This is a genomic window from Streptomyces sp. NPDC046870 (assembly GCF_040704595.1).
Lineage (GTDB): Bacteria > Actinomycetota > Actinomycetes > Streptomycetales > Streptomycetaceae > Streptomyces > Streptomyces argyrophylli.
Genome location: NZ_JBEYXM010000001.1, coordinates 759987 through 781856 on the forward strand (window position 1 = coordinate 759987; position 21870 = coordinate 781856).

The 21870-nt window shown below is 71.0% G+C and carries 19 protein-coding genes and 1 tRNA gene; 12 read left to right on the forward strand and 8 right to left on the reverse strand.

The annotated features are described in order from the left end of the window. The first annotated feature begins 14 nt into the window (after positions 1-14). From AB0946_RS03385 to AB0946_RS03405, 5 genes are all read left to right on the forward strand, one after another. Positions 15-863: a siderophore-interacting protein gene (locus AB0946_RS03385; protein ID WP_366758930.1), complete on the forward strand. Its 849-nt coding sequence runs from the start codon at positions 15-17 to the stop codon at positions 861-863. Between the two features lie 107 nt (positions 864-970). Beyond that, on the forward strand, positions 971-2413 hold the full coding sequence (gene desA / locus AB0946_RS03390; protein WP_366758931.1) for a lysine decarboxylase DesA: 1443 nt from the start codon (positions 971-973) through the stop codon (positions 2411-2413). Then, on the forward strand, positions 2397-3683 hold the full coding sequence (locus AB0946_RS03395) for a lysine N(6)-hydroxylase/L-ornithine N(5)-oxygenase family protein (RefSeq protein WP_366758932.1): 1287 nt from the start codon (positions 2397-2399) through the stop codon (positions 3681-3683). The genes desA and AB0946_RS03395 overlap by 17 nt, the downstream gene beginning before the upstream one ends. Then, entirely contained in the window at positions 3680-4231 is a 552-nt protein-coding gene (locus tag AB0946_RS03400) for a GNAT family N-acetyltransferase (protein WP_366758933.1), read from the forward strand. The genes AB0946_RS03395 and AB0946_RS03400 overlap by 4 nt, the downstream gene beginning before the upstream one ends. Continuing rightward, positions 4228-5997, forward strand: a complete 1770-nt coding sequence (locus tag AB0946_RS03405; RefSeq protein WP_366758934.1) for an IucA/IucC family siderophore biosynthesis protein — start codon at positions 4228-4230, stop codon at positions 5995-5997. Before AB0946_RS03400 ends, AB0946_RS03405 begins: the two co-directional genes overlap by 4 nt. 63 nt (positions 5998-6060) lie before the next feature. Here the strand turns inward: AB0946_RS03405 and AB0946_RS03410 are convergent, their stop codons facing one another. Further along, positions 6061-7662: a beta-N-acetylhexosaminidase gene (locus AB0946_RS03410; protein WP_366758935.1), complete on the reverse strand. Its 1602-nt coding sequence runs from the start codon at positions 7660-7662 to the stop codon at positions 6061-6063. A 78-nt stretch (positions 7663-7740) separates the two neighbouring features. Here AB0946_RS03410 and AB0946_RS03415 point away from each other — a divergent pair, with 78 nt between their 5' ends. Further along, on the forward strand, positions 7741-8628 hold the full coding sequence (locus tag AB0946_RS03415; RefSeq protein ID WP_366758936.1) for a DUF4429 domain-containing protein: 888 nt from the start codon (positions 7741-7743) through the stop codon (positions 8626-8628). A 33-nt stretch (positions 8629-8661) separates the two neighbouring features. Here the strand turns inward: AB0946_RS03415 and AB0946_RS03420 are convergent, their stop codons facing one another. Then, complete coding sequence (locus AB0946_RS03420; protein WP_366758937.1) at positions 8662-10227, reverse strand: metallophosphoesterase family protein; 1566 nt, start codon at positions 10225-10227, stop codon at positions 8662-8664. Between the two features lie 165 nt (positions 10228-10392). Between AB0946_RS03420 and AB0946_RS03425 the strand changes: the two genes are divergently transcribed. Together AB0946_RS03425 and glmS are read left to right on the forward strand one after the other, a co-directional pair. Then, positions 10393-10650, forward strand: a complete 258-nt coding sequence (locus AB0946_RS03425; RefSeq protein ID WP_366758938.1) for a hypothetical protein — start codon at positions 10393-10395, stop codon at positions 10648-10650. Positions 10651-10712: 62 nt separating this feature from the next. Beyond that, the gene (gene glmS / locus AB0946_RS03430) at positions 10713-12530 is read left to right on the forward strand and encodes a glutamine--fructose-6-phosphate transaminase (isomerizing) (RefSeq protein WP_366758939.1); all 1818 of its coding nucleotides are present in this window, start codon (positions 10713-10715) and stop codon (positions 12528-12530) included. A gap of 62 nt (positions 12531-12592) precedes the next feature. On the opposite strand, the gene AB0946_RS03435 is transcribed toward glmS, so the two are convergent. Together AB0946_RS03435 and AB0946_RS03440 are read right to left on the reverse strand one after the other, a co-directional pair. Then, on the reverse strand, positions 12593-13147 hold the full coding sequence (locus AB0946_RS03435; RefSeq protein ID WP_366758940.1) for a hypothetical protein: 555 nt from the start codon (positions 13145-13147) through the stop codon (positions 12593-12595). Between the two features lie 154 nt (positions 13148-13301). After that, complete coding sequence (locus AB0946_RS03440; RefSeq protein WP_171155963.1) at positions 13302-13829, reverse strand: universal stress protein; 528 nt, start codon at positions 13827-13829, stop codon at positions 13302-13304. 326 nt (positions 13830-14155) lie between these two features. On the opposite strand from AB0946_RS03440, the gene AB0946_RS03445 reads away from it, so the two are divergent. The 4 genes from AB0946_RS03445 (at position 14156) to AB0946_RS03460 (ending at position 16909) form a co-directional block, all read left to right on the forward strand. Continuing rightward, the gene (locus AB0946_RS03445; RefSeq protein WP_366758941.1) at positions 14156-14425 is read left to right on the forward strand and encodes a hypothetical protein; all 270 of its coding nucleotides are present in this window, start codon (positions 14156-14158) and stop codon (positions 14423-14425) included. A 378-nt stretch (positions 14426-14803) separates the two neighbouring features. Beyond that, a complete protein-coding gene (locus tag AB0946_RS03450) occupies positions 14804-16021 on the forward strand; it encodes a helix-turn-helix domain-containing protein (RefSeq protein WP_366758942.1) in 1218 nt (405 codons plus the stop codon). A gap of 108 nt (positions 16022-16129) precedes the next feature. Next, complete coding sequence (orn, locus tag AB0946_RS03455) at positions 16130-16732, forward strand: oligoribonuclease (RefSeq protein ID WP_366758943.1); 603 nt, start codon at positions 16130-16132, stop codon at positions 16730-16732. A gap of 104 nt (positions 16733-16836) precedes the next feature. Beyond that, positions 16837-16909, forward strand: a tRNA-His gene (locus AB0946_RS03460). 121 nt (positions 16910-17030) lie between these two features. Here the strand turns inward: AB0946_RS03460 and AB0946_RS03465 are convergent. The 4 genes from AB0946_RS03465 to AB0946_RS03480 all read right to left on the reverse strand — a co-directional run bounded on the left by AB0946_RS03465 (position 17031) and on the right by AB0946_RS03480 (position 21825). Beyond that, a complete protein-coding gene (locus tag AB0946_RS03465; RefSeq protein ID WP_366758944.1) occupies positions 17031-18086 on the reverse strand; it encodes a LacI family DNA-binding transcriptional regulator in 1056 nt (351 codons plus the stop codon). Between the two features lie 127 nt (positions 18087-18213). Further along, complete coding sequence (locus AB0946_RS03470; protein ID WP_366758945.1) at positions 18214-19656, reverse strand: GH1 family beta-glucosidase; 1443 nt, start codon at positions 19654-19656, stop codon at positions 18214-18216. A gap of 241 nt (positions 19657-19897) precedes the next feature. After that, the gene (locus tag AB0946_RS03475; protein ID WP_366758946.1) at positions 19898-20818 is read right to left on the reverse strand and encodes a carbohydrate ABC transporter permease; all 921 of its coding nucleotides are present in this window, start codon (positions 20816-20818) and stop codon (positions 19898-19900) included. A gap of 14 nt (positions 20819-20832) precedes the next feature. Continuing rightward, on the reverse strand, positions 20833-21825 hold the full coding sequence (locus AB0946_RS03480; protein ID WP_366758947.1) for a sugar ABC transporter permease: 993 nt from the start codon (positions 21823-21825) through the stop codon (positions 20833-20835). Positions 21826-21870: the final 45 nt, after the last annotated feature.

A 21870-nucleotide genomic window follows, 5' to 3' on the forward strand; every position in this document is an offset into this window, starting at 1 on the left:
CTCAGGAGCCACACATGACGACGGCCGTAGCCGCCCCGTTCCGTTTCTTCTCCCTCCAGGTCGTACGGACGAGGCGGCTCGGTCCGTCCCTGCTCCGGGTCACTTTCGGCGGAGCCGATCTGCACGCCTTCCACTCGGACGGGCGGGACCAGTCCCTGTCGCTCTTCCTGCCGCATCCCGGGCAGACCGACCCCGTCGTGCCGCTGGAACTGGGCGAGGGCTGGTGGCAGGGGTGGCGGGAACTCCCGGACGACGTGCGGGCGGTGATGCGTTCGTACACGCTCCGGGCACTGCGCCGCGACCCCGACGAGATCGACGTCGACTTCGCCCTGCACGGCGTGGAACCGGGCGCGGCCACACCCGCCGGCCCCGCCTCCCGCTGGGCCGCCCGTGCCGCCGCCGGTGACCGGGTGCTGCTGCTCGGCCCGGCCGTCGCGGACAACCGGGCGATCCGGTTCCGTCCGCCCGGGGACACCGGTCCCGTCGTGCTGTGCGGCGACGAGACCGCCGTACCCGCCGCGACCGCGATCCTCGAAGCCCTCCCCGCCGGCACCCGGGTCCGGGCCTGGCTGGAGGTGCCGCACGCCGGTGACATCCAGGACGTGCGCACGGAGGCGGACGCGGAGATCACGTGGCTCGTACGGCACGACGGGTCCCCCATGACCGTCGACGCCGTACGAGCCGCCCCCCTGCGGGACGCGGAGCGGGCGTACGTGTGGATCGCCGGCGAGTCGGGCCGGGTGAAGGCGCTGCGGCGGCACTTCGTCGCCGAGCGCGGGGTGGACCGGCGGCGCGTCACCTTCGTCGGCTACTGGCGGCGGGGGATGACGGAGGAACAGCTCCGGGCCGTGGAACAGAACTGACGTGCCGTGACACCGGTCACGGGGCACGGCATGTCCCGCCCCCCAGAAGTTAGGTTAGGCTAACCTAAGTTGATCTCGCACGGACCGTCCCCTCGGAGGACCCCCACATGCGCTCGCACCTGCTCAATGGCCTCACCGCGGAGCACTACCGCCGCTCCGTGACCGAAGGAGTCGAGCGGGTGGCGGCCAAACTCGCCACCACCGACCGTCCGTTCACCGGCGTCACCGTGGACGCCCTCTCCCCCACCATCGACGCGATCGACCTCGACCGCCCGCTGGGCGACACCGCCGCCGTCCTGGACGAGCTGGAGGACGTCTACCTCCGGGACGCGGTCTACTTCCACCACCCCCGCTACCTCGCCCACCTCAACTGCCCGGTCGTCATCCCGGCGGTGCTCGGCGAAGCCGTGCTCTCCGCGGTCAACTCCTCGCTGGACACCTGGGACCAGTCGGCCGGCGGCACCCTCATCGAGCGCAAGCTCATCGACTGGACGGCCGCCCGCATCGGTCTCGGCCCGGCCGCCGACGGCGTGTTCACCTCCGGCGGCACCCAGTCCAACCTCCAGGCGCTGCTGCTGGCCCGGGAGGAGGCGAAGAGCCACTCGCTCGGCCGACTGCGCGTCTTCGCCTCCGAGGCCGGCCACTTCAGCGTCAGGAAGTCCGCGACGCTGCTCGGACTCGGGCCGGACGCCGTCGTCACCGTCCCCGTCGACCACGACAAGCGCATGCAGACGGTCGCCCTCGCCCGTGAGCTGGAGCGCTGCGCACGGGACGGCCTGGTCCCCATGGCCGTCGTCGCCACCGCCGGCACCACCGACTTCGGCTCCATCGACCCGCTCCCGGAGATCGCCGGGCTGTGCGCCCAGTACGGCGTGTGGATGCACGTCGACGCGGCCTACGGCTGCGGGCTGCTCGCCTCCCTGAAGTACCGGGACCGGATCGAGGGCATCGAGCGCGCCGACTCCGTCACCGTCGACTACCACAAGTCGTTCTTCCAGCCGGTCAGTTCCTCCGCCGTGCTGGTCAGGGACGCGGCCACGCTGCGGCACGCCACCTACCACGCGGAGTACCTCAACCCGCGCCGCATGGTGCAGGAGCGCATTCCCAACCAGGTCGACAAGTCCCTCCAGACCACCCGCCGTTTCGACGCCCTCAAGCTGTGGATGACGCTGCGCACGATGGGCGCCGACGGCGTCGGGCAGCTCTTCGACGAGGTGTGCGACCTGGCCCGGGAGGGCTGGGAGCTGCTCGCGGCCGACCCCCGCTACGACGTCGTCGTCGAGCCCAGCCTGTCCACCCTCGTCTTCCGCTACGTCCCGGCCGCCGTCACCGACCCCGCCGAGATCGACCGCGCCAACCTGCACGCCCGCAAGGCCCTGTTCGCCTCGGGTGACGCCGTGGTCGCGGGAACCAAGGTGGACGGCCGCCACTACCTGAAGTTCACCCTGCTCAACCCCGAGACACGGGCGGCCGACATCGCCGCCGTCCTCGATCTGATCGCCGGCCACGCCGAGCAGTACCTGGGAGAGTCCCTTGACCGCGCGTCCTGAAGCCCACGGCAAGACCTACGACTTCGTGGGGGTGGGGCTCGGCCCCTTCAACCTCGGACTCGCCTGCCTCACCGAGCCGATCGCCGAACTGGACGGCGTCTTCCTGGAGTCCAAGCCCGACTTCGAGTGGCACGCCGGCATGTTCCTGGACGGCGCCCACCTCCAGACCCCGTTCATGTCGGACCTGGTCACCCTGGCCGACCCGACCTCGCCGTACTCCTTCCTGAACTATCTGAAGGAGAAGGGCAGACTGTACTCGTTCTACATCCGCGAGAACTTCTACCCGCTGCGGGTCGAGTACGACGACTACTGCCGCTGGGCCGCGAACAAGCTGAGCAGCGTCCGCTTCGGCACCACGGTCACCGAGGTGACGTACGAGGACGAGCGGTACGTCGTCCGCACCGGCGCCGGGGACACCTACCGGGCCCGGCACCTGGTCCTCGGCACCGGCACGGTCCCCTTCGTGCCCCAGGCGTGCCAGGGGCTGGGCGGCGACTTCCTGCACACCTCCCAGTACATGCACCGCAAGGCGGAGCTGCTGGAGAAGAAGTCCATCACCATCGTCGGCAGCGGCCAGAGCGCGGCGGAGATCTACCACGAGCTGCTCGCCGGGATCGACGTCCACGGCTACCGGCTCAACTGGGTCACCCGCTCCCCGCGGTTCTTCCCGCTGGAGTACACCAAACTGACCCTGGAGATGACCTCCCCGGACTACGTCGACTACTTCCGGGCGCTGCCCGAGGAGACCCGCTACCGGCTGGAGAAGCAGCAGAAGGGCCTGTTCAAGGGCATCAACTCGGAGCTCGTCGACGCGATCTTCGACCTGCTGTACCAGAAGAACGTCGAGAGCGGCGACCGTCCGGTCCCCACCCGGCTGCTCACCAACTCCACGCTGCGCACGGCGGCGTACCAGGACGGCACCTACACCCTCGGCTTCCACCAGGACGAGCAGGACAAGGACTTCGAGATCCGCAGCGAGGGCCTGGTCCTGGCCACCGGCTACCACTACACCCCGCCGGCCTTCCTCGCCCCGGTCCAGGGCCGGCTCCGCTTCGACGGCCACGGCCGCTTCGACGTCGCCCGGAACTACTCCATCGACATCACCGGCCGCGGGGTCTTCCTCCAGAACGCCGGCGTCCACACGCACAGCATCACCAGTCCCGACCTGGGCATGGGCGCGTACCGCAACGCGTACATCGTCCGTGAGCTGCTCGGCACGGAGTACTACCCGGTGGAGAAGACCATCGCCTTCCAGGAGTTCGCGGTATGACCGGCACGACCACGACCACGACCACGACCTTCACCTTCCGTCCCGTCGACCCGTCGACGGACGCCGGACTGCTCCACTCCTGGGTCACCCATCCCAAGGCGGCCTTCTGGATGATGCGGGACGCGCGGCCGGAGGACGTTGAACGCGCCTACAGGGAGATAGCGGCGGACGAGCACCACCACGCGCTGCTCGGGCTGCGCGACGGCACGCCCGTCTTCCTGATGGAGACGTACGACCCCGCGCACCGGGAGCTGGCCGGGCTGTACGAGGCGCGGCCGGGCGATGTCGGGATGCACTTCCTGACCCCGGCCACCGACACCCCCGAGCACGGGTTCACCAAGGCCGTCATCACCGCCGTCATGGCCCGTCTCTTCGAGGACCCGGCGGTGCGGCGGGTCGTCGTCGAGCCGGACGTGCGCAACACGGCCGTGCACGCGCTGAACGCGGCCGTCGGGTTCGTGCCCGAGCGGGAGATCGACACACCGGAGAAGCGGGCTTTGCTGAGCTTCTGCACCCGCGAGCAGTTCGAGAAGGCGGTGACCGCATGAGCCTCGCCGACGCCGTGGCCCATCTGTCCCCCGAGCGCTGGGCGACGGCCAACCGGCTGCTGCTGCGCAAGGCGCTCGCCGAGTTCGCGCACGAGCGGCTGGTCACGCCCGAGGAGGACGGCGGCCGGTACGTCGTCCGCAGCGACGACGGGCTCACCGCCTACCGGTTCAGCGCCGTGCGGCGGGCCCTGGACCACTGGGAGATCGACGCCGGCTCCCTCACCCGGCACCGCGAGGGCACCGAACTTCCGCTGGCCGCACTGGACTTCTTCATCGAGCTGAAGGAGTCGCTGGGACTGAGCGACGAGATCCTGCCGGTCTACCTGGAGGAGATCTCCTCCACCCTCTCGAGCACCTGCTACAAGCTCACCAAGCCCCGCGTGACCTCCGCGGAGCTGGCCCGCGGCGGCTTCCAGGCGATCGAGACGGGGATGACGGAGGGCCACCCGTGCTTCGTCGCGAACAACGGGCGGCTCGGCTTCGGCGTCCACGAGTACCTGTCGTACGCCCCGGAGACGGCGAGCCCGGTGCGGCTGGTGTGGCTGGCCGCGCACCGCTCGCGGGCCGCGTTCACGGCCGGTGCCGGGATCGAGTACGAGTCGTTCCTGCGGGGCGAGCTGGGTGAGAAGACGGTGGAGCGGTTCCGTGCCGTCCTCACCGACCAGGGGCTGGACCCGGCCGACTACCTGTTCATCCCGGTCCACCCCTGGCAGTGGTGGAACAAGCTCAGCGTCACGTTCGCCGCCGAGGTGGCCCGCCGGCACCTGGTCTGCCTGGGCGAGGGCGACGACGAGTACCTGGCCCAGCAGTCGATCCGCACCTTCTTCAACACCAGCGACCCACACAAGCACTATGTGAAGACCGCCCTGTCCGTCCTCAACATGGGCTTCATGCGCGGCCTGTCCGCCGCCTACATGGAGGCGACCCCGGCCATCAACGACTGGCTGGCCCGGCTGATCGACGGCGACCCGGTGCTGAGGTCCACGGGCCTGTCCGTCATCCGGGAGCGGGCCGCCGTCGGCTACCGGCACCTGGAGTACGAGCGGGCCACCGACCGCTACTCGCCCTACCGCAAGATGCTCGCCGCGCTGTGGCGGGAGAGCCCGCTGCCCTCGCTGCGGGACGGCGAGACCCTCGCCACCATGGCCTCGCTGCTGCACGTGGACGAGGAGGGCGCCTCCTTCGCGGGCGCCCTGATCGAACGCTCGGGCCTGGCCCCCGCCCAGTGGCTGCGGCAGTACCTGCGGGCCTACTACACCCCGCTGCTGCACAGCTTCTACGCCTACGACCTGGTGTTCATGCCGCACGGCGAGAACACGATCCTGGTGCTGCGGGACGGGGCCGTGCAGCGGGCGGTCTACAAGGACATCGCCGAGGAGATCGCCGTCATGGACCCGGACGCGGCCCTGCCGCCGGAGGTCCGGCGGATCCGCGTCGAGGTCCCCGAGGACAGGAAACTGCTGTCGATCTTCACGGACGTCTTCGACTGCTTCTTCCGCTTCCTCGCCGCCCGCCTCGCCGCCGAGGGCCTCCTGGAGGAGGACGGCTTCTGGCGCACGGTCGCGGAGGTCACCCGCGAGTACCAGGAGGCGAACCCGCACCTGGCCGACAGGTTCCGCCGGTACGACATGTTCGCCCCGGAGTTCGCGCTGTCCTGCCTGAACCGTCTCCAGCTGCGCGACAACAGGCAGATGGTGGACCTCGCCGACCCGTCCGGCGCGCTCCAGCTCGTCGGCACCCTCAAGAACCCGATCGCCGGGTTCTGAGGGCACCGCGGCCCCGGCGGGCACCTCGCGGTACGGTCCCGCGGGGTGCCCGCCGGCTTCCGGTCAGCGTGCCGGCCAGGGCACCTGCGGCGAGCGGTAGTAGTGGATGCCGAGGGCGTCCCAGCGGGGGCCCTGGGCCGCCAGCCGCACCCGGTAGGCGGTCCAGTCGTGGGTGGCCGCCGGTGACCAGCCCAGCTCGGCCGCGCCGGCGAGCCGGGGGAACGCCATGTACTCGATCTCGGCGGTGTCCGTCACGTTCTCCGTCCACAGGGGCGCCTCGACGCCCCGGACCGCGGAGGCCGGCACCCCGGCGAGATAGGCGCCCGGATCCCAGTCGTAGGACCGCTTCACCTCGACCAGGCCCGCCCAGTCCTGACCGGGGCCGGTGTCGCGCGTGTACTTCATGTCGAGGTAGGTCCGGTCGGCCGGGGACAGGATCAGGCCCGTGCCGTTCCGGGCGGCCTCGGCGACCCGTGCCTTCTCCGCCGCGCTGGTGTCGTCCAGGCCCCAGTACTGGGCGAGGGCGCCCTTCGCCGGGTGCGCGCCGGTGAGCTGGTGCCAGCCGATGACGGTCTTGCCGTAGCGGGCGACGACCGGCTGCACCCGGTCCATGAACGTCACGTAGTCCGCGTGGCTGGTGGAGTGCGCCTCGTCGCCGCCGATGTGCAGGTAGCGGCCGGGGGTGAGGGCGGCCACCTCCCGGACGACGTCGTCCACGAAGTCGTAGGTGGCCTTCCCGGGCACGCACAGCGAGCTGAAGCCGACCTCGGTCCCGGTGTACAGCGGGGGTGCCACGCCGTCGCAGTTGAGCCTGGCATAGGAGGCGAGGGCCGCGTTGGTGTGGCCGGGCATGTCGATCTCGGGCACGACCTCCAGGTAGCGGGAGGCCGCGTACCGCACGATCTCCCGGTAGTCGGCCTTGGTGTAGTGACCGCCCGGGCCGCCGCCGACCTGGGTCGAGCCGCCGTAGGAGGCCAGGCGCGGCCAGGAGTCGATCGCGATGCGCCAGCCCTGGTCGTCGCTGAGGTGCAGATGCAGCTCGTTGACCTTGTACAGGGCCAACTGGTCGATGTACCGCTTGACTTGGGCGACCGTGAAGAAGTGCCGGGAGACGTCGAGCATGGCGCCCCGGTAGGCGAAGCGGGGGCGGTCCAGCACGGTGCCGCCGGCGACCGGCCAGGGGCCGGGCTGGACCGTCTTCTTCTCGACGGCCGCCGGGAGGAGCTGGCGCAGGGTCTGCACGCCGTGGAAGAGGCCGGCGGGGGTGCGCGCGGTGAGGGTGACCCCGCCCGCGTCGGTGTGCAGACGGTAGCCCTCGGCGCCGAAGTCGCCCTGCGCGAGGCCGAGCCGGATGCCGCCGGCGCCGTGGCCGGTGACGGGCAGCGGATAGCCGGTGGCCGGGCGCAGCAGGCCGGCCAGGTAGCCGCCGATGCGGCGGACCTCGGCGGATCCGTCGACGCGGATGCGGGTCTGGCGGGTGATGCGGTACGGCGTTCCGCCGGGCGTGACCGAGGCGGGGGCCGGGACCACCCGGTCCAGGGGGGTCGGGGCGGCGGCCTGCGCCGTGCGGTCCGCGCCGAGGGTGACGACGCCGGCCGCGGCGAGCAGCAGCAGGGACCCGAGGACGTGGGACAGGCGGGGAGTCGTGCCGTGGTTCCGTCTCACAAGCGCTCCCTTCGGAAGGGGTGACCGTCAGACTTGGTCGAGACCACTGTCCCGCAGATCGGGTGGAACAATCCCCGCATGGCGGAAATCATCCAGAAGGACGGTACTTGGGCCTTCGACGGGGACGCCCTGCGCCTCACCCCGGGCCGGGACAAGAACGTGGGCCTGCTCCGCCGCGAGCTGGGCGAACTGATCGTACCGCTCGGCGCCTTGACCGGCGTGTCCTTCGAACAGGGCCGGAAGTCGGGCCGGCTCAGGCTGCGGCTGCGCGCCGGCGCCGACCCGCTGCTGCACGTCACCGGGGGCCGGCTCGCCGAGCCGCACGACCCGTACCAGCTGACGGTGGAGCCCGACCGGTACGGAGTCGCCGAGTACGTCGCCGACGAGGTGCGCAACGCCCTGCTGCTGGACGGGGTTTCACCGGAGCCGGCCGACGGGTATCTGCTGCCGGGCCCGTCCCTGCCGGTGTCCGCGTCGGCCGGGGACGGCACGGCGGGCTTCGACGGGGAGCGGGTGCGGCTGGAGTGGAACTGGAAGACCGAGGAGGCCAAGGCCTCGGCAGGGCCGCGCACGATCCCCCTCGCGGACATCACCGGCGTCGAGTGGCAGCCGGCGGCCGGACTGGAGAACGGGCACCTGCGGTTCCTCGTGCGCGGCGCCCCGGTCACCGCACCGGCCAAGTACGACCCGAACGCGGTCGAGCTGTGGGGCTTCAGGAGGGATCCGCTGATGGCCCTGGTCGCGGCGGCGGTGCAGGCGCGGCTGCCGCATCCCTCGGCTCCGCGTCCCCCGGCGGCGGAGCCGGACGTACGGCAGGACGCTGCCCGGCCGTCCGAAAAGGGCGCCGGGGACGGCCACGACGCGCTGCTGCGCCGGCTGCGCGAGCTGGGTGAGCTGCACCGTGACGGGGTGCTGACGGACGAGGAGTTCGCCCTGGCCAAGCGGGCGGTCCTCAAGCGCCTGTGAGTGAGGCGCCGGTGGGGACCGCCCGCCGGGGGCCTACTTGGCCTTGCGGGACACCGTGAAGTGGTCGATCCGGTCGCCGGTCTCGGCGATGCCCGACACCGTCAGCGTGGTCTGCCGGCCCTTCGGCGCGGGCGTGACGTCCACGCGCAGGAAGGAGTAGTCGAGGTAACGCACCCGGGACCAGGCGACGGTCTCGTTGACCTTGCCGTCCTTGGTGTTGACGAACGAGGCCACGGAGTCGGTCTCGTGCTCGTGGCCCTCGTAGGAGTCCGGGGCGGAGAACGCGTACAGGCTGCGGCCGGCGGCGCCCGCGGTGACGTAGACCACACCGTCGGTCTCGGGGTAGGCCGTTCCGCCGATCGGCAGCTTCCTGGTGACCTTGCCGGCCTTGATGACGTCGGTGCGCTCGTACTGGTGGTTGTGGCCGTTGATGACCAGGTCCACCGTGTACTTCTCGAACAGCGGCACCCACTCCTGGCGCACACCGCCCTCCGACGCGTGCGCGGTGGACGTGCAGTAGGCGCAGTGGTGGAAGAAGACGACGATGAAGTCGACGTCCTTGGCGGCGCGGTACTTCTTCAGCTGGCCTTCCAGCCACTTGGTCTGGGTTCCGCCGGATATGCCCAGGTTCGCCGGGATCTCGAAGGAGACGTCGTTGGCGTCGAGCGAGATGACCGCCGTGTTGCCGTAGACGAAGGAGTAGACGCCCGGCAGGTTCTTCTTGTCGGGGCCGTTGTCCGGGAGGTTCCAGCGGGCCTCCTCGCCGCCGTAGCCGTTGGGCGAGTACCAGGCCTCCATGTCGTGGTTGCCGTACGCGGGCATCCACGGGACCTGCTTGGCGACCGACTCGGTCTGGGCGAGGAAGGAGTCCCAGGTGCGCGAGTCGAAGCCGGTGTCGGCGGTCTTGCCGGCGCCGGACGGGTCGGCGTAGGCGATGTCGCCGGCGTGCAGGTGGAACGCCGGGTTCTGGCCGAGCAGCAGGCTGTTGTTGGCCAGGCCGTGGTAGCCGACGCCCTCGTCGCCGAAGGCGGTGAAGGTGAACGGCGCCTTGTGGGCGGGGGCGGTGGTGAACGTGCCCACCGTGCCCAGCAGGTGCGGCTGGGCCGGGTCGAAGCCCTGGTGGCCGACGCCGTAGTAGTAGGTCTTGCCGGGGCGCAGGTGGGTCAGCTTGGCGTGCAGGTAGTACTGGGTGTGGTCGCCGCTCGCGCCGACGCCGGCCGGGGTGTAGAGGGTGCGGACCTCGGCGTCGATCCTGCGCGAGAGGTCCCAGGGGTGGGCGCCGATGCGGATGAACGGCTTCTTGACGGCGACCGGGACCTGCCAGGAGACGGTGATCTCGGTGCGCGGGTCGTTGCCCCAGGCGAGGTGGCGGCCGAAGGGGGCGACCAGGGCGCCGTCGACGTGCTGGGTGGCGGGGGCGGTCCGCTGGGTCGGCACGGCCGCCTGGGCGGTGGCGCCCGGTACGAACGCGCCACCCGCGACGGCGCCGAGCGTGACCGCGCCGCCCCTGATCATGGTGCGCCGCGAGAATCTGGCGCGCAGGTACTCGTGCTGTTCGGCCATGCTCATGCGCGCGGCCAGCTTCTCGGGTACTCCCATACGAGGAATGTCCATGGCGTCTGAAACTCGTCTGTTCGAGCAACGAGTCGCAGGACACAGGATGGACAGCTCACGAACAGAGCCCCATAAGAGTTTCAACAGTCGCTTGCCCGGAATCGGGCACGATTCTTGCGAAACAGGCGCCGGTACTCCAGGATCTACCGGGTGCACGACGAACTTCTCGATCACCTGACGCGGTCCACGCCCCTCAGCCGGGGCGAGGCGCTGCGCGTGGTCCAGGACGTGCTCGCCTACTTCGACGAGACGATCCAGGAGTTCGTCCGCCGCCGCCACCGCGAACTCCAGGCCCAGGGCCTGGTGAACGCGGAGATCTTCGACCGGATCGGGGCGGACCTGAAGTACCGGGCGGTGGCGCCGCCGGAGCTGACGCTCAGGCAGCTGCGCCGCATGGTCTACGGCTGAAACCAGCCGGAACCCGGCCGGCGACAGCCCGGCCCAGCGACAGCCAAGGGATACCTCTATACATGTGTGGAATTGTCGGATACATCGGGAAGCGTGACGTCGCTCCCCTCCTCCTGGAGGGCCTCCAGCGCCTGGAGTACCGCGGCTACGACTCCGCGGGCGTCGTCGTCACCTCCCCGAAGACGCCCGGCCTGAAGATGGTCAAGGCCAAGGGCCGGGTGCGCGACCTGGAGGCCAAGGTCCCGGCGCGCTTCAAGGGCACCACCGGCATCGCCCACACCCGCTGGGCCACCCACGGCGCCCCGTCCGACGTGAACGCCCACCCGCACATGTCGGCCGACAACAAGGTCGCCGTCGTCCACAACGGCATCATCGACAACGCCGCCGACCTGCGCCGCAAGCTGGAGGCCGACGGCGTCGAGTTCCTCTCCGAGACCGACACCGAGGTCCTCACCCACCTGATCGCCCGCTCGCAGGCCGAGAAGCTGGAGGACAAGGTCCGCGAGGCCCTGCGGGTGGTCGAGGGCACGTACGGCATCGCGGTCATGCACGCCGACTTCTCCGACCGCATCGTGGTGGCCCGCAACGGCTCCCCGGTCGTCCTCGGCATCGGCGAGAAGGAGATGTTCGTCGCGTCGGACATCGCCGCCCTGGTCGCCCACACCCGGCAGATAGTGACGCTGGACGACGGCGAGATGGCCACCCTCAAGGTCGACGACTTCCGCACGTACACCACCGAGGGCACCCGCACCTCGGCCGAGCCGACCACCGTGGAGTGGGAGGCGGCCTCCTACGACATGGGCGGCCACGACACGTACATGCACAAGGAGATCCACGAGCAGGCCGACGCCGTGGACCGCGTGCTGCGCGGCCGCATCGACGACCGGTTCTCCACCGTGCACCTCGGCGGCCTCAACCTGGACGCCCGCGAGGCCCGGCAGATCCGCCGCGTGAAGATCCTCGGCTGCGGCACCTCGTACCACGCGGGCATGATCGGCGCCCAGATGATCGAGGAGCTGGCACGCATCCCCGCCGACGCCGAGCCCGCCTCCGAGTTCCGCTACCGCAACGCGGTCGTCGACCCCGACACCCTGTACATCGCGGTCTCGCAGTCCGGTGAGACGTACGACGTGCTGGCCGCCGTGCAGGAGCTCAAGCGCAAGGGCGCGCGGGTCCTCGGCGTGGTCAACGTCGTCGGCTCCGCGATCGCCCGCGAGGCCGACGGCGGCATCTACGTGCACGCGGGCCCCGAGGTCTGCGTGGTCTCCACGAAGTGCTTCACCAACACCACGGTCGCCTTCGCGCTGCTCGCCCTGCACCTGGGCCGCACCCGCGACCTCTCGGTGCGCGACGGCAAGCGGATCATCGAGGGCCTGCGCAGGCTGCCGCAGCAGATCACCGAGATCCTGGAGCAGGAGGAGGAGATCAAGAAGCTGGCGGAGAGCTACGCCGACGCCCGCTCGATGCTCTTCATCGGCCGCGTCCGGGGCTACCCGGTGGCCCGCGAGGCCTCCCTGAAGCTCAAGGAGGTCTCCTACATCCACGCCGAGGCCTACCCCGCCTCCGAGCTGAAGCACGGCCCGCTGGCCCTCATCGAGCCGGCCCTGCCCACGGTCGCGATCGTCCCCGACGACGACCTGCTGGAGAAGAACCGCGCGGCCCTGGAGGAGATCAAGGCCCGCGAGGGCAAGATCCTGGCGGTGGCCCACCGGCACCAGGAGAAGGCGGACCAGACGATCCTCGTCCCGAAGAACGAGGACGAGCTGGACCCGATCCTGATGGGCATCCCCCTCCAGCTCCTGGCGTACCACACGGCGAAGGCCCTGGGCCGGGACATAGACAAGCCCCGCAATCTCGCCAAGTCGGTGACGGTGGAGTAGCGGACAGAACGGACCCCCACGTGGCCACCTCTCACGTGGGGGTCCCTTCGTGCTGCACGATCTCAGCCGGCGGCCGTCACCCCCCGGCCCGCAGCACGTCCCGGAAGGGCCGTCGGCCAGTGGGCGAGCGCCGCCGTCGCCGCGTACCAGGCCACCGCCCCCGAGACGACGGCCACCCATCCCCCGGCCTTCGCGAGGGCGGAGCTGTCGGCGAAGGCCGCCACGGCCAGCACCACCATCGCCAGGAACAGCAGCCCGTGCGTGAGCTGACCGAGGGTGTCCCCGCCGGCGACGGTCAGTGTGAGGGCGACCAGGGCGAACAGCAGCAGGAAGAGTCCGGCCGCGTTGGCCGAGCCGGGGTCCGACACGGCCCAGGTGAACCACAGGGCGCCGAGGACGGCGTACCCCACGCCGGAGGCGCCGTCACGCAGGGCCAGCAGGCCGACGAGGAAGAGGGCGACCCCGCCCACGTAGTGGGCCACGGTCACGGCGTCGGAGGCACCCACGCCGTCGATGACACCGGTCGTGCCGAGCCCGAATGCCAGCAAGGTGATCGCCAGGGCCAGTCGGCCGACCACGGTGGTGCTCACGCTTCCCGCGGAGACGTCATTGTCCACGGCGGGCTCCCTTCGTGCATGTGCAGTTGTGCGGTGACCGGTATATGCCCTTCACAAGGGCACAAACCACCTCTACGCACGAGTAGTTTCCCGCTACACAAAGGGAGTTGACGAAGCGTGAGACGTCAGGGGGATGCGAGGGGGACGTCAGGGGTCAGGGGATGACGATCACGGGCCGCTTGGCCCGCTTGGCGAGCCGCCCCGCGACCGAGCCGAAGATCCGGCCGACGATGCCGTGCGTGGAGCCGACCACGATCGCGTCGGCCTCGTACTCGCGGCCGACCTCCTCCAGCTCGTGACAGATGTCCCCGCCCCGCTCGACCAGGATCCACGGAACCTCGGCCAGATAGTCCGCGCAGGCCAGCTCCAGCCCCAGGACCTCCGTGCGGTGGTCCGGCACGTCCACGAAGACGGGCGGCTCACAGCCTGCCCACACCGTGGTGGGCAGCCGGTTGGCGACGTGCACGATGATCAGGCCGGAACGGGAACGGTGGGCCATGCCGATCGCGTAGGCGAGGGCGCGCTCACTGGAGGTGGAGCCGTCGAAGCCGACGACGACTCCGTGCCGGAAGGCGGGGTCGCAGGAGGGGCGTGACTCGGCCGCCGCCAGGGGATCGGCCGCCGTGGGGTCGGCGACCGGCCGCTTGCGGTCCGCGGGTTCGGAGAATTCGTGACCGGCCATGGCTGTCTCGGCGTTGTGATCCTTTATGGATGGGACGACAGTGTGCTGCGGAAGCGTGCTGCGGAGCTGTGTCCGGGAAACATCTTCCCAAGCCCATACCCCCAAGGGTACGGCCGCACGCCTCCTGAGCCCAGATCCCGCGCACGCTCCGTGAGCGGTCCCCGACGTCCGTAGGGGTTCACCGGAGCATGCACGAGCCGCGCCCGTAACGCAATGGTTGCTGCCCCGTACAGGCGGTTTGCACAGCGTTCACAGATGCGCGTTCGGTGACCGACCGGTCGGACGGACGTTGAACCGGGGTGAACCACCGCCACAGGGAGTACGAGATGCCCGGAGCCCGACCCCGCCGCGACCCGCGCCCCGCACCGGACAGCGCGAGCGATGTGATCCGCTGGGCCGTCTTCAGCTGCGTGCTCGTGCCCGTGGTCCTGCTCTGGTACGGCACCTCGCTGGCCGGCGCCATGGGCACCGCGCTGGGCCTCGCCGCCGTCACGGCGGCCTGCCGGGTGCTGCTGCGCCGCTCCGAGCGCTGCGCCGAGCGTTGCGCCGCGCAAAGAGGCGGACGTCACACCCGGGAGCAGACACCGGTCGACTGACCTGTTTCCATACCTACGAACGCTGGTTTTCAGCCAACTTCTGGATATCGACCAGGAGGGGCCCGAACCACCCCCCAACCCCCGTTCCACCTGCACGGAAAGGGTCTACGGGCTGCTGCGCACCCTACGCGGTTTGGCCACTGCCACAAGGCGCACTTCCCTGCACGCCTCGCGAGTGCAACGCTTCGTGATCGAATGCTTCACGCCAAGTTGTCATGTCGACAATGTGCCGCGTGTGGAACTGGTCACCGCACGACCGCGGGAGCCAGTAGATTCGATCTTGACTGTCTTACGGCGGGGGACTCGTGCAGGACCGAGGGGAAACGTGCAGGAGCGACACAACCGAGGAGCCGCGACCACCGAGGGGGGCTTAGCAGTATGAGCCACGACTCCACTGCCTCGCCGGACGCCGCAGCCCGGAAGCTGTCCGGGCGACGCCGCAAGGAGATCGTCGCGGTGCTGCTGTTCAGCGGCGGCCCCATCTTCGAGAGTTCCATACCGTTGTCGGTGTTCGGGATCGACCGCCAGGACGCCGGCGTGCCGCGCTACCGCCTTCTGGTGTGTGCCGGCGAGGAGGGCCCGCTGCGGACCACAGGGGGCCTGGAACTCACCGCGCCGCATGGGCTGGAGGCGATCTCACGCGCCGGGACGGTCGTCGTACCGGCCTGGCGTTCGATCACCTCGCCGCCGCCGGAGGAAGCACTGGACGCGCTGCGCCGCGCACACGAGGAGGGCGCCCGCATCGTCGGGCTGTGCACGGGCGCGTTCGTGCTCGCGGCGGCCGGACTGCTGGACGGCCGCCCGGCGACCACGCACTGGATGTACGCGCCGACGCTGGCCAAGCGCTACCCGTCGGTGCACGTCGATCCACGCGAGCTGTTCGTCGACGACGGCGACGTGCTGACGAGCGCGGGCACGGCGGCCGGAATCGATCTCTGTCTGCACATCGTGCGGACGGACCACGGCAACGAGGCGGCCGGCGCGCTCGCCCGGCGCCTGGTGGTCCCGCCGCGCCGGTCGGGCGGCCAGGAGCGCTACCTCGACCGGTCTTTACCGGAGGAGATCGGCGCCGACCCGCTCGCCGAGGTCGTCGCCTGGGCGCTGGAACACCTCCACGAGCAGTTCGACGTGGAGACGCTGGCGGCACGCGCCTACATGAGCCGCCGTACGTTCGACCGCCGGTTCCGTTCGCTGACGGGCAGCGCGCCGCTGCAGTGGCTGATCACACAGCGCGTGCTCCAGGCCCAGCGTCTGCTGGAGACGTCGGACTACTCCGTGGACGAGGTGGCGGGCCGGTGCGGGTTCCGCTCGCCGGTGGCCCTGCGCGGCCACTTCCGCCGCCAGCTCGGCTCGTCCCCCGCCGCCTACCGGGCCGCCTACCGGGCCCGCAGGCCGCAGGGCGACAAGCCGGGTGAGGCGGAGGCGGCCGTACCGCCGGCCGGCCAGCAGGGCGCGCCCGCGGGCCTGTCCGGCCCCGGCCCGGTCGGCCCGGCCCCCGTGCTGCACGAGCACCGGGACAGCGGGGTGCCCCTGCAGAGCCGCCGTGCCACGGCGGGCGCGGTGGGCCTGCTGCCGGGTCCACGCAGCGGTAACTGAGCACGGCGGAAAGGGGGACGGGAGCATCCCGTCCCCCTGACGCCCTCGCGCCACTTCCCGCGGAGCACAGGGGCACGCAAAAGCCCAGGCCCGCTTTAGGGTGGTCGCATGAACGATCGCATGGTGTGGATCGACTGCGAGATGACCGGCCTCTCGCTGTCCGACGACGCTCTCATCGAGGTGGCCGCCCTCGTCACCGACTCCGAGCTGAACGTACTCGGCGAGGGGGTGGACATCGTCATCCGCCCGCCGGACCGGGCACTGGAGACGATGCCGGAGGTGGTGCGTCGGATGCACACCGCGTCCGGGCTGCTCGCCGAGCTGGAGGGCGGCACGACCCTGGAGGACGCCGAGGCACAGGTCCTCGCCTACGTCCGGGAGCACGTGAAGGAGCCCGGCAAGGCCCCGCTGTGCGGCAACTCGGTCGGCACCGACCGCGGCTTCCTCCTGAGGGACATGCCGACCCTGGAGGACTACCTCCACTACCGCATCGTCGACGTCTCCTCGGTCAAGGAGCTGGCCCGCCGCTGGTACCCGCGGGCGTACTTCAACAGTCCGGAGAAGAACGGCAACCACCGGGCCCTCGCCGACATCCGCGAGTCGATCGCCGAGCTGCGCTACTACCGCGAGGCCATCTTCGTGCCGCAGCCCGGGCCGGACTCCGACACCGCCAAGGCGATCGCCGCCAAGCACGTCCTGCCCGCCCGGTAGGCGCCGCCGGCGCCGCGCGCAAACCTGTGCGCGAGCACCCCTTCGGACCCTGTAGACTTCTTCTCGGCCGGTCGGGGACGACACTCCTCGAACAGCCGGTCGTGGTGGGTGTAGCTCAGCTGGTAGAGCACCTGGTTGTGGTCCAGGATGTCGCGGGTTCGAGTCCCGTCACTCACCCTGAGTGATCAGCCGGTGACTCCGTCGTGAGACGGGTCACCGGCTGTTCTCGTTGTCCGGACGCCCCCGCGCGCCGGCGTCCCGCACGGGGCGGGCACGGGTGCCCGGCCGGCGGGAGACGTCACGACGACGTCCGGACCACCAGTTCCGTCGGCAGGACCGCCTGGTGGCGGTCGGCGCCCCGGGACGCCGCCGGGCGGCGGTCGGCGATCTCCGTGAGGAGGAGGTCGATCATCGCGCGGCCCATCTCCTCGATGGGCTGGCGGACGCTGGTGAGCGGCGGGTCCATGTGCCGGGCGATGGCGGAGTCGTCGTACCCGACCAGCGCGACGTCGTCGGGGACGCGGCGGCCCGCCTCGCGGAGCACCTGCCGGGCCCCGGCCGCCATCACGTCCGAGCCCGCGAAGACGGCGTCCAGGTCGGGGTGGCGGGACAGCAGGGTCGTCATCGCCCGGCGCCCGCCCTCGTCGGTGAAGTCACCCGGCACGATGAGGAGTTCGTCCACCGGGTGGCCCGCGTCGCGCAGGGCGTCGCGGTAGCCGTCGACGCGGCGCTGGGCGCCGTAGACGTCCAGGCGGCCGGTGATGTGCGCGATCCGGCGGCGGCCCCGGCCCAGCAGGTGCTCCACCGCCGAGCGGGCGCCGCCGTAGTTGTCGGAGTCCACGGAGGGGAGCGACTCGGCCGCCGAGCGGGGGCCGCTGATCACGGCCGGGATCTCCAGCTGGGCGAGCAGGTCCGGGAGCGGGTCGTCGGCGTGCACGGAGACCAGCAGGACCCCGTCGACGCGGTGGGCCGCCAGGTACTGGGCCAGGCGCTGCCGCTCGCGGTCGCTGCCGGCGAAGATCAGCAGCAACTGCATCTCGGTGTCGGAGAGTTCGGCGCCGACCCCGCGCAGCATGTCGGAGAAGTACGGCTCGGCGAAGAACCGGGTCTCCGGTTCGGGGACGACCAGCGCGATGGCGTCGGTGCGGTTGGCCGCGAGGGCGCGGGCGGCGGTGTTGGGGACGTAGCCGAGTTCGGCGACGGCCGCCTCCACCGCGGCGCGGGTGGCGTCGCTGACCCGGGGCGAGCCGTTGATGACCCGGGAGACGGTGCCCCGCCCGACCCCGGCCCGGGCGGCGACCTCTTCCAGGGTCGGCCGCCGGCCGCCCCGGCCTCTCCCAGCGTTGCCTGCCATGGTCGCCGCCTTCCGTTCACCGCCGTTCAGGCCAGGAATGTAACAGCCGTGACCGGGGCGCTTCCGCTTCCGTCCGCGGCCGCGGGCACGGCCGGTGCCTCCCGGCCGTGCCCGCCGCGGGCGTGGGTCAGGCGGGCAGGGCGTTGTCGCGGATCACGCCGGCGTACCAGTGGGCGCTGGCCTTGGGGATGCGGCGCTGGGTGGCGTAGTCGACGTAGACGGCGCCGAAACGCTTCGAATAGCCGTAGGACCACTCGAAGTTGTCCAGCAGCGACCACAGGAAGTAGCCGCGCACGTCGGCGCCGTCGGCGATGGCACGGCGCACGGCGTCCAGGTGGGAGTGGAGGTAGGCGATCCGCTGCGGGTCGTTGACCCGTCCCTCCGGGGAGACGTAGTCGTCGAAGGCGGCGCCGTTCTCGGTGACCATCAGCGGCAGCTGCGGGTGCGAGGCCGCCAGCCCGGTCAGCAGGGTGTGCAGTCCGCTCGCGTCGATGGCCCAGTTCATCGCGGTCAGGTCGTCGTTGGCGAGGTGGAAGGCGACGTGCTCGGAGCCGGTCCACGGGGAGTGGTCGCTGGCGCCGTGGCCGTCGTTGCGGGTGCTGGCGGAGCCGTCGGCGGGCAGGGAGACCACGGTCGGCGAGTAGTAGTTGACGCCGAGCACGTCGATCGGACGGGAGATCTCCGTCAGGTCCCCGTCGTGCACCAGCTCCGCCCAGTCGACCAGGTGCGCGGTGTCGGCCAGCAGGTCCTCGGGGTAGGCGCCGTCCAGGAGGGGACCGGTGAAGATCCGGTTGCCGACCGCGTCGATGCGGCGCGCGGCCTCGGCGTCCCCGGGGCTGTCGGTGAGCGGGCGCACCTGGTGCAGGTTCAGGGTGATGGAGGTCTGCGCGGACGCCGGCAGGACGGCGCGCAGCGCGCCGACGGCCTGGCCGTGGGCCAGGTTCAGGTGGTGCGCGGCGCGCAGGGTGGCGGCCGGGTCGGTCCGCCCCGGCGCGTGCACGCCGGAACCGTAGCCGAGGAACGCCGAGCACCACGGTTCGTTGAGGGTGGTCCACACGCCGACCCGGTCGCCGAGGGCGCGGGCCATGATGTCGGCGTAGTCGGCGAAGCGGTGGGCGGTGTCGCGGTGCGGCCAGCCGCCGACGTCCTCCAGCTCCTGCGGCAGGTCCCAGTGGTAGAGGGTGGCGACGGGCGTGATGCCCGCCTCCAGGAGCTCGTCGGTGAGGCGGCGGTAGAAGTCCAGGCCGCGCTCGACGGCGGGTCCCCGGCCGGTGGGCTGCACCCGGGACCAGGAGACGGAGAAGCGGTAGGCCTTGAGGCCGAGTTCCTTCATCAGGGCGACGTCGTCGCGGTACCGGTGGTAGTGGTCGGCGGCGATGTCACCGGTGTCGCCGTTGCGCACCTTGCCGGGAGTGTGGCTGAAGGTGTCCCAGATGGAGGGGGTGCGGCCGTCCTCGGCGGCGGCGCCCTCCACCTGGTAGGCGGCGGTGGCGGCACCCCAGACGAAGCCGGTCGGGAAGGAGGTGTCCGAGGCCGGCTGGGCCGTGGTCTCGGGTCGTACGGCGGTCATGGTGAGAACGCTCCCAAAGGGGGTGAGAAACGGACGCCGGACGGCGGTCCGGGAGTGAAGGGGGTGGGAGGGCGCAGGGCGCGGGCGGGTGGCGCCCGGTCCGGTACGGCCCGCTGCGGGGCGGCCTGTGCGGGCGGTACCGGACCGGACACGGCGGCGGGCCGACGGGACGCGGCGCACGCCGGCCTCGGGAGGGGCGGGGCCGGCGCCGTGGCGGCCGGCCCCGCGGCACCGGCTGGGCTCAGCCCTTGACGGCGCCCGCCATGATCCCTCCGACGATCTGCTTGCCGAAGACGACGAAGACCAGCAGCAGCGGCAGGGTGCTGATCAGCGCACCGGCCATGACGATGCTCTGGTCGGGGGTGTAGGAGGCGCTGAGCTGGCCGAGCGCCACCTGGATGGTGGGGTTCTCCTGGTTCAGCGCGAGGAAGGGCCAGAAGAAGTCGTTCCACGCCTGGACGAAGGTGAGCATGCCCAGCACCATCATCGCGGGCCGGGCCACGGGCAGCACCACGCTCCACACGATGCGGATGTTGCTCGCCCCGTCGACCTTGGCCGCCTCGATCAGCTCGTACGGCAGGGCCTCGATCAGGTACTGGCGCATGAAGAAGACGCCGAAGGCGCCGACCAGGGTCGGGAAGATCACCGACTCCAGCTTCCCGCCCCACCCGATGTCCGACATCATCATGAACAGCGGGACGACGCTGAGCTGCGGCGGGATCGTGAGCGTGGCGATCACGGCGGTCATCAGCACACCACGGCCCCGGAAGCGCATCTTGGCGAAGGCGTAGCCGGCGAGCGTGCAGAAGAACAGGGTGGCGACGGTGATGCAGCCGGCCACGATGACGCTGTTGACGATGGCCTTGCCCAGGTGGGCCTGGTCCCAGGCCGCCTGGAGGTTGCTCCACAGCCGGCCGCCCGGCAGGAGCGGCGGCGGGGTGTCCAGGACCCGCTGCTGGTCGTGCGAGGCGGCCACCAGGGTCCAGTACAGCGGGAAGATCGAGCCGAGGCCGACGACGACGAGGGCGACGTAGGTGAACGGACCGCCCCTGAGCTGCTGGCCGGCTCCCATCTTGAAGCGGCCACGGCCCTTTCCGGGGGCGGTGGGAAGCGGTGCCGGGGCGAGGTCCGGCGCGGTCGTGGTGGGACTGGTCGTGGTCATCGATGTCGCTCCCGTCAGGCCGCGCTCTTGCGCATGAACCGGCCGACGATCCAGTTGATCAGGGCGATGAGCAGCAGCAGGACGAGCATGGCCCAGGCCACGGCCGCCGCCGGACCCAGGTGGCCCAGCTTCCAGCCGTAGTTGAAGAGGTAGATGCTGAGCGTCTCGTACTGGTGCTCGCTGCCGCCGATCGAGCCGAGGGTGCCGCCCTGGAGCAGCAGCGGCTCACCGAACAGCTGCATCGAGCCGATGGTGGAGATCACGATGGTGAACAGGATCGTGGGCCGCAGCGAGGGGATGGTCACCTTGCGGAACTGCTGCCACCGGCTCGCCCCGTCGATGGAGGCCGCCTCGTACAGGTCGGTGGGGACCGCCTGCATGGCCGCCAGGTAGATGAGGGCGTTGTAGCCGGTCCACCGCCAGATGATGATGACCGAGATGGCGATCTTGGAGGTCCACTCCCCGTTGCCCCAGTCGGTGTTGCCGGCGCCGAAGAAGTGCAGCACCCAGTTGAGGATGCCGCCGTCCGCGCGGAAGACCAGGGCGAAGACCAGGGCGGCCGTGGCCACCGAGGTGGCGTACGGGGTGAGGATGACGGTCCGCCAGAAGGTGCTGGCGCGCAGCTTGTAGTTGAGCAGATGGGCCAGGCCCAGCGCCACGAGCAGCTGCGGGACGGTGGAGATGACACCGATGACGAAGGTGTTGGTGACGGCCGTCCAGAACTCGGAGTCCTGGAGGATCTTGGCGAAGTTGTCCCAGCCGACCCACTGGGACTGGTCCAGGTTCGTCATCTCCACCCGGTGCAGGGCGATCCAGCCCGTGTACAGGAGTGGGTAGAGCCCGAAGGCGCCGAAGATCAGGAAGAAGGGGGCTATGTAGGCGTACGGCGAGGCCTTGTCGTCGAAGCGCCACAGCCGGCTGCGCCAGGTGCCGCGTCCGTTCGACGCGGCACCGGTGCCGCCGGGCGGCGGGGTGTAGGCGCCCCGGGCGGGGGTTGTCGTTGCCACGGAGGGAGTCCTTCCCTGGAGGTTTCGGCCGGGTGGGCGGGAAGC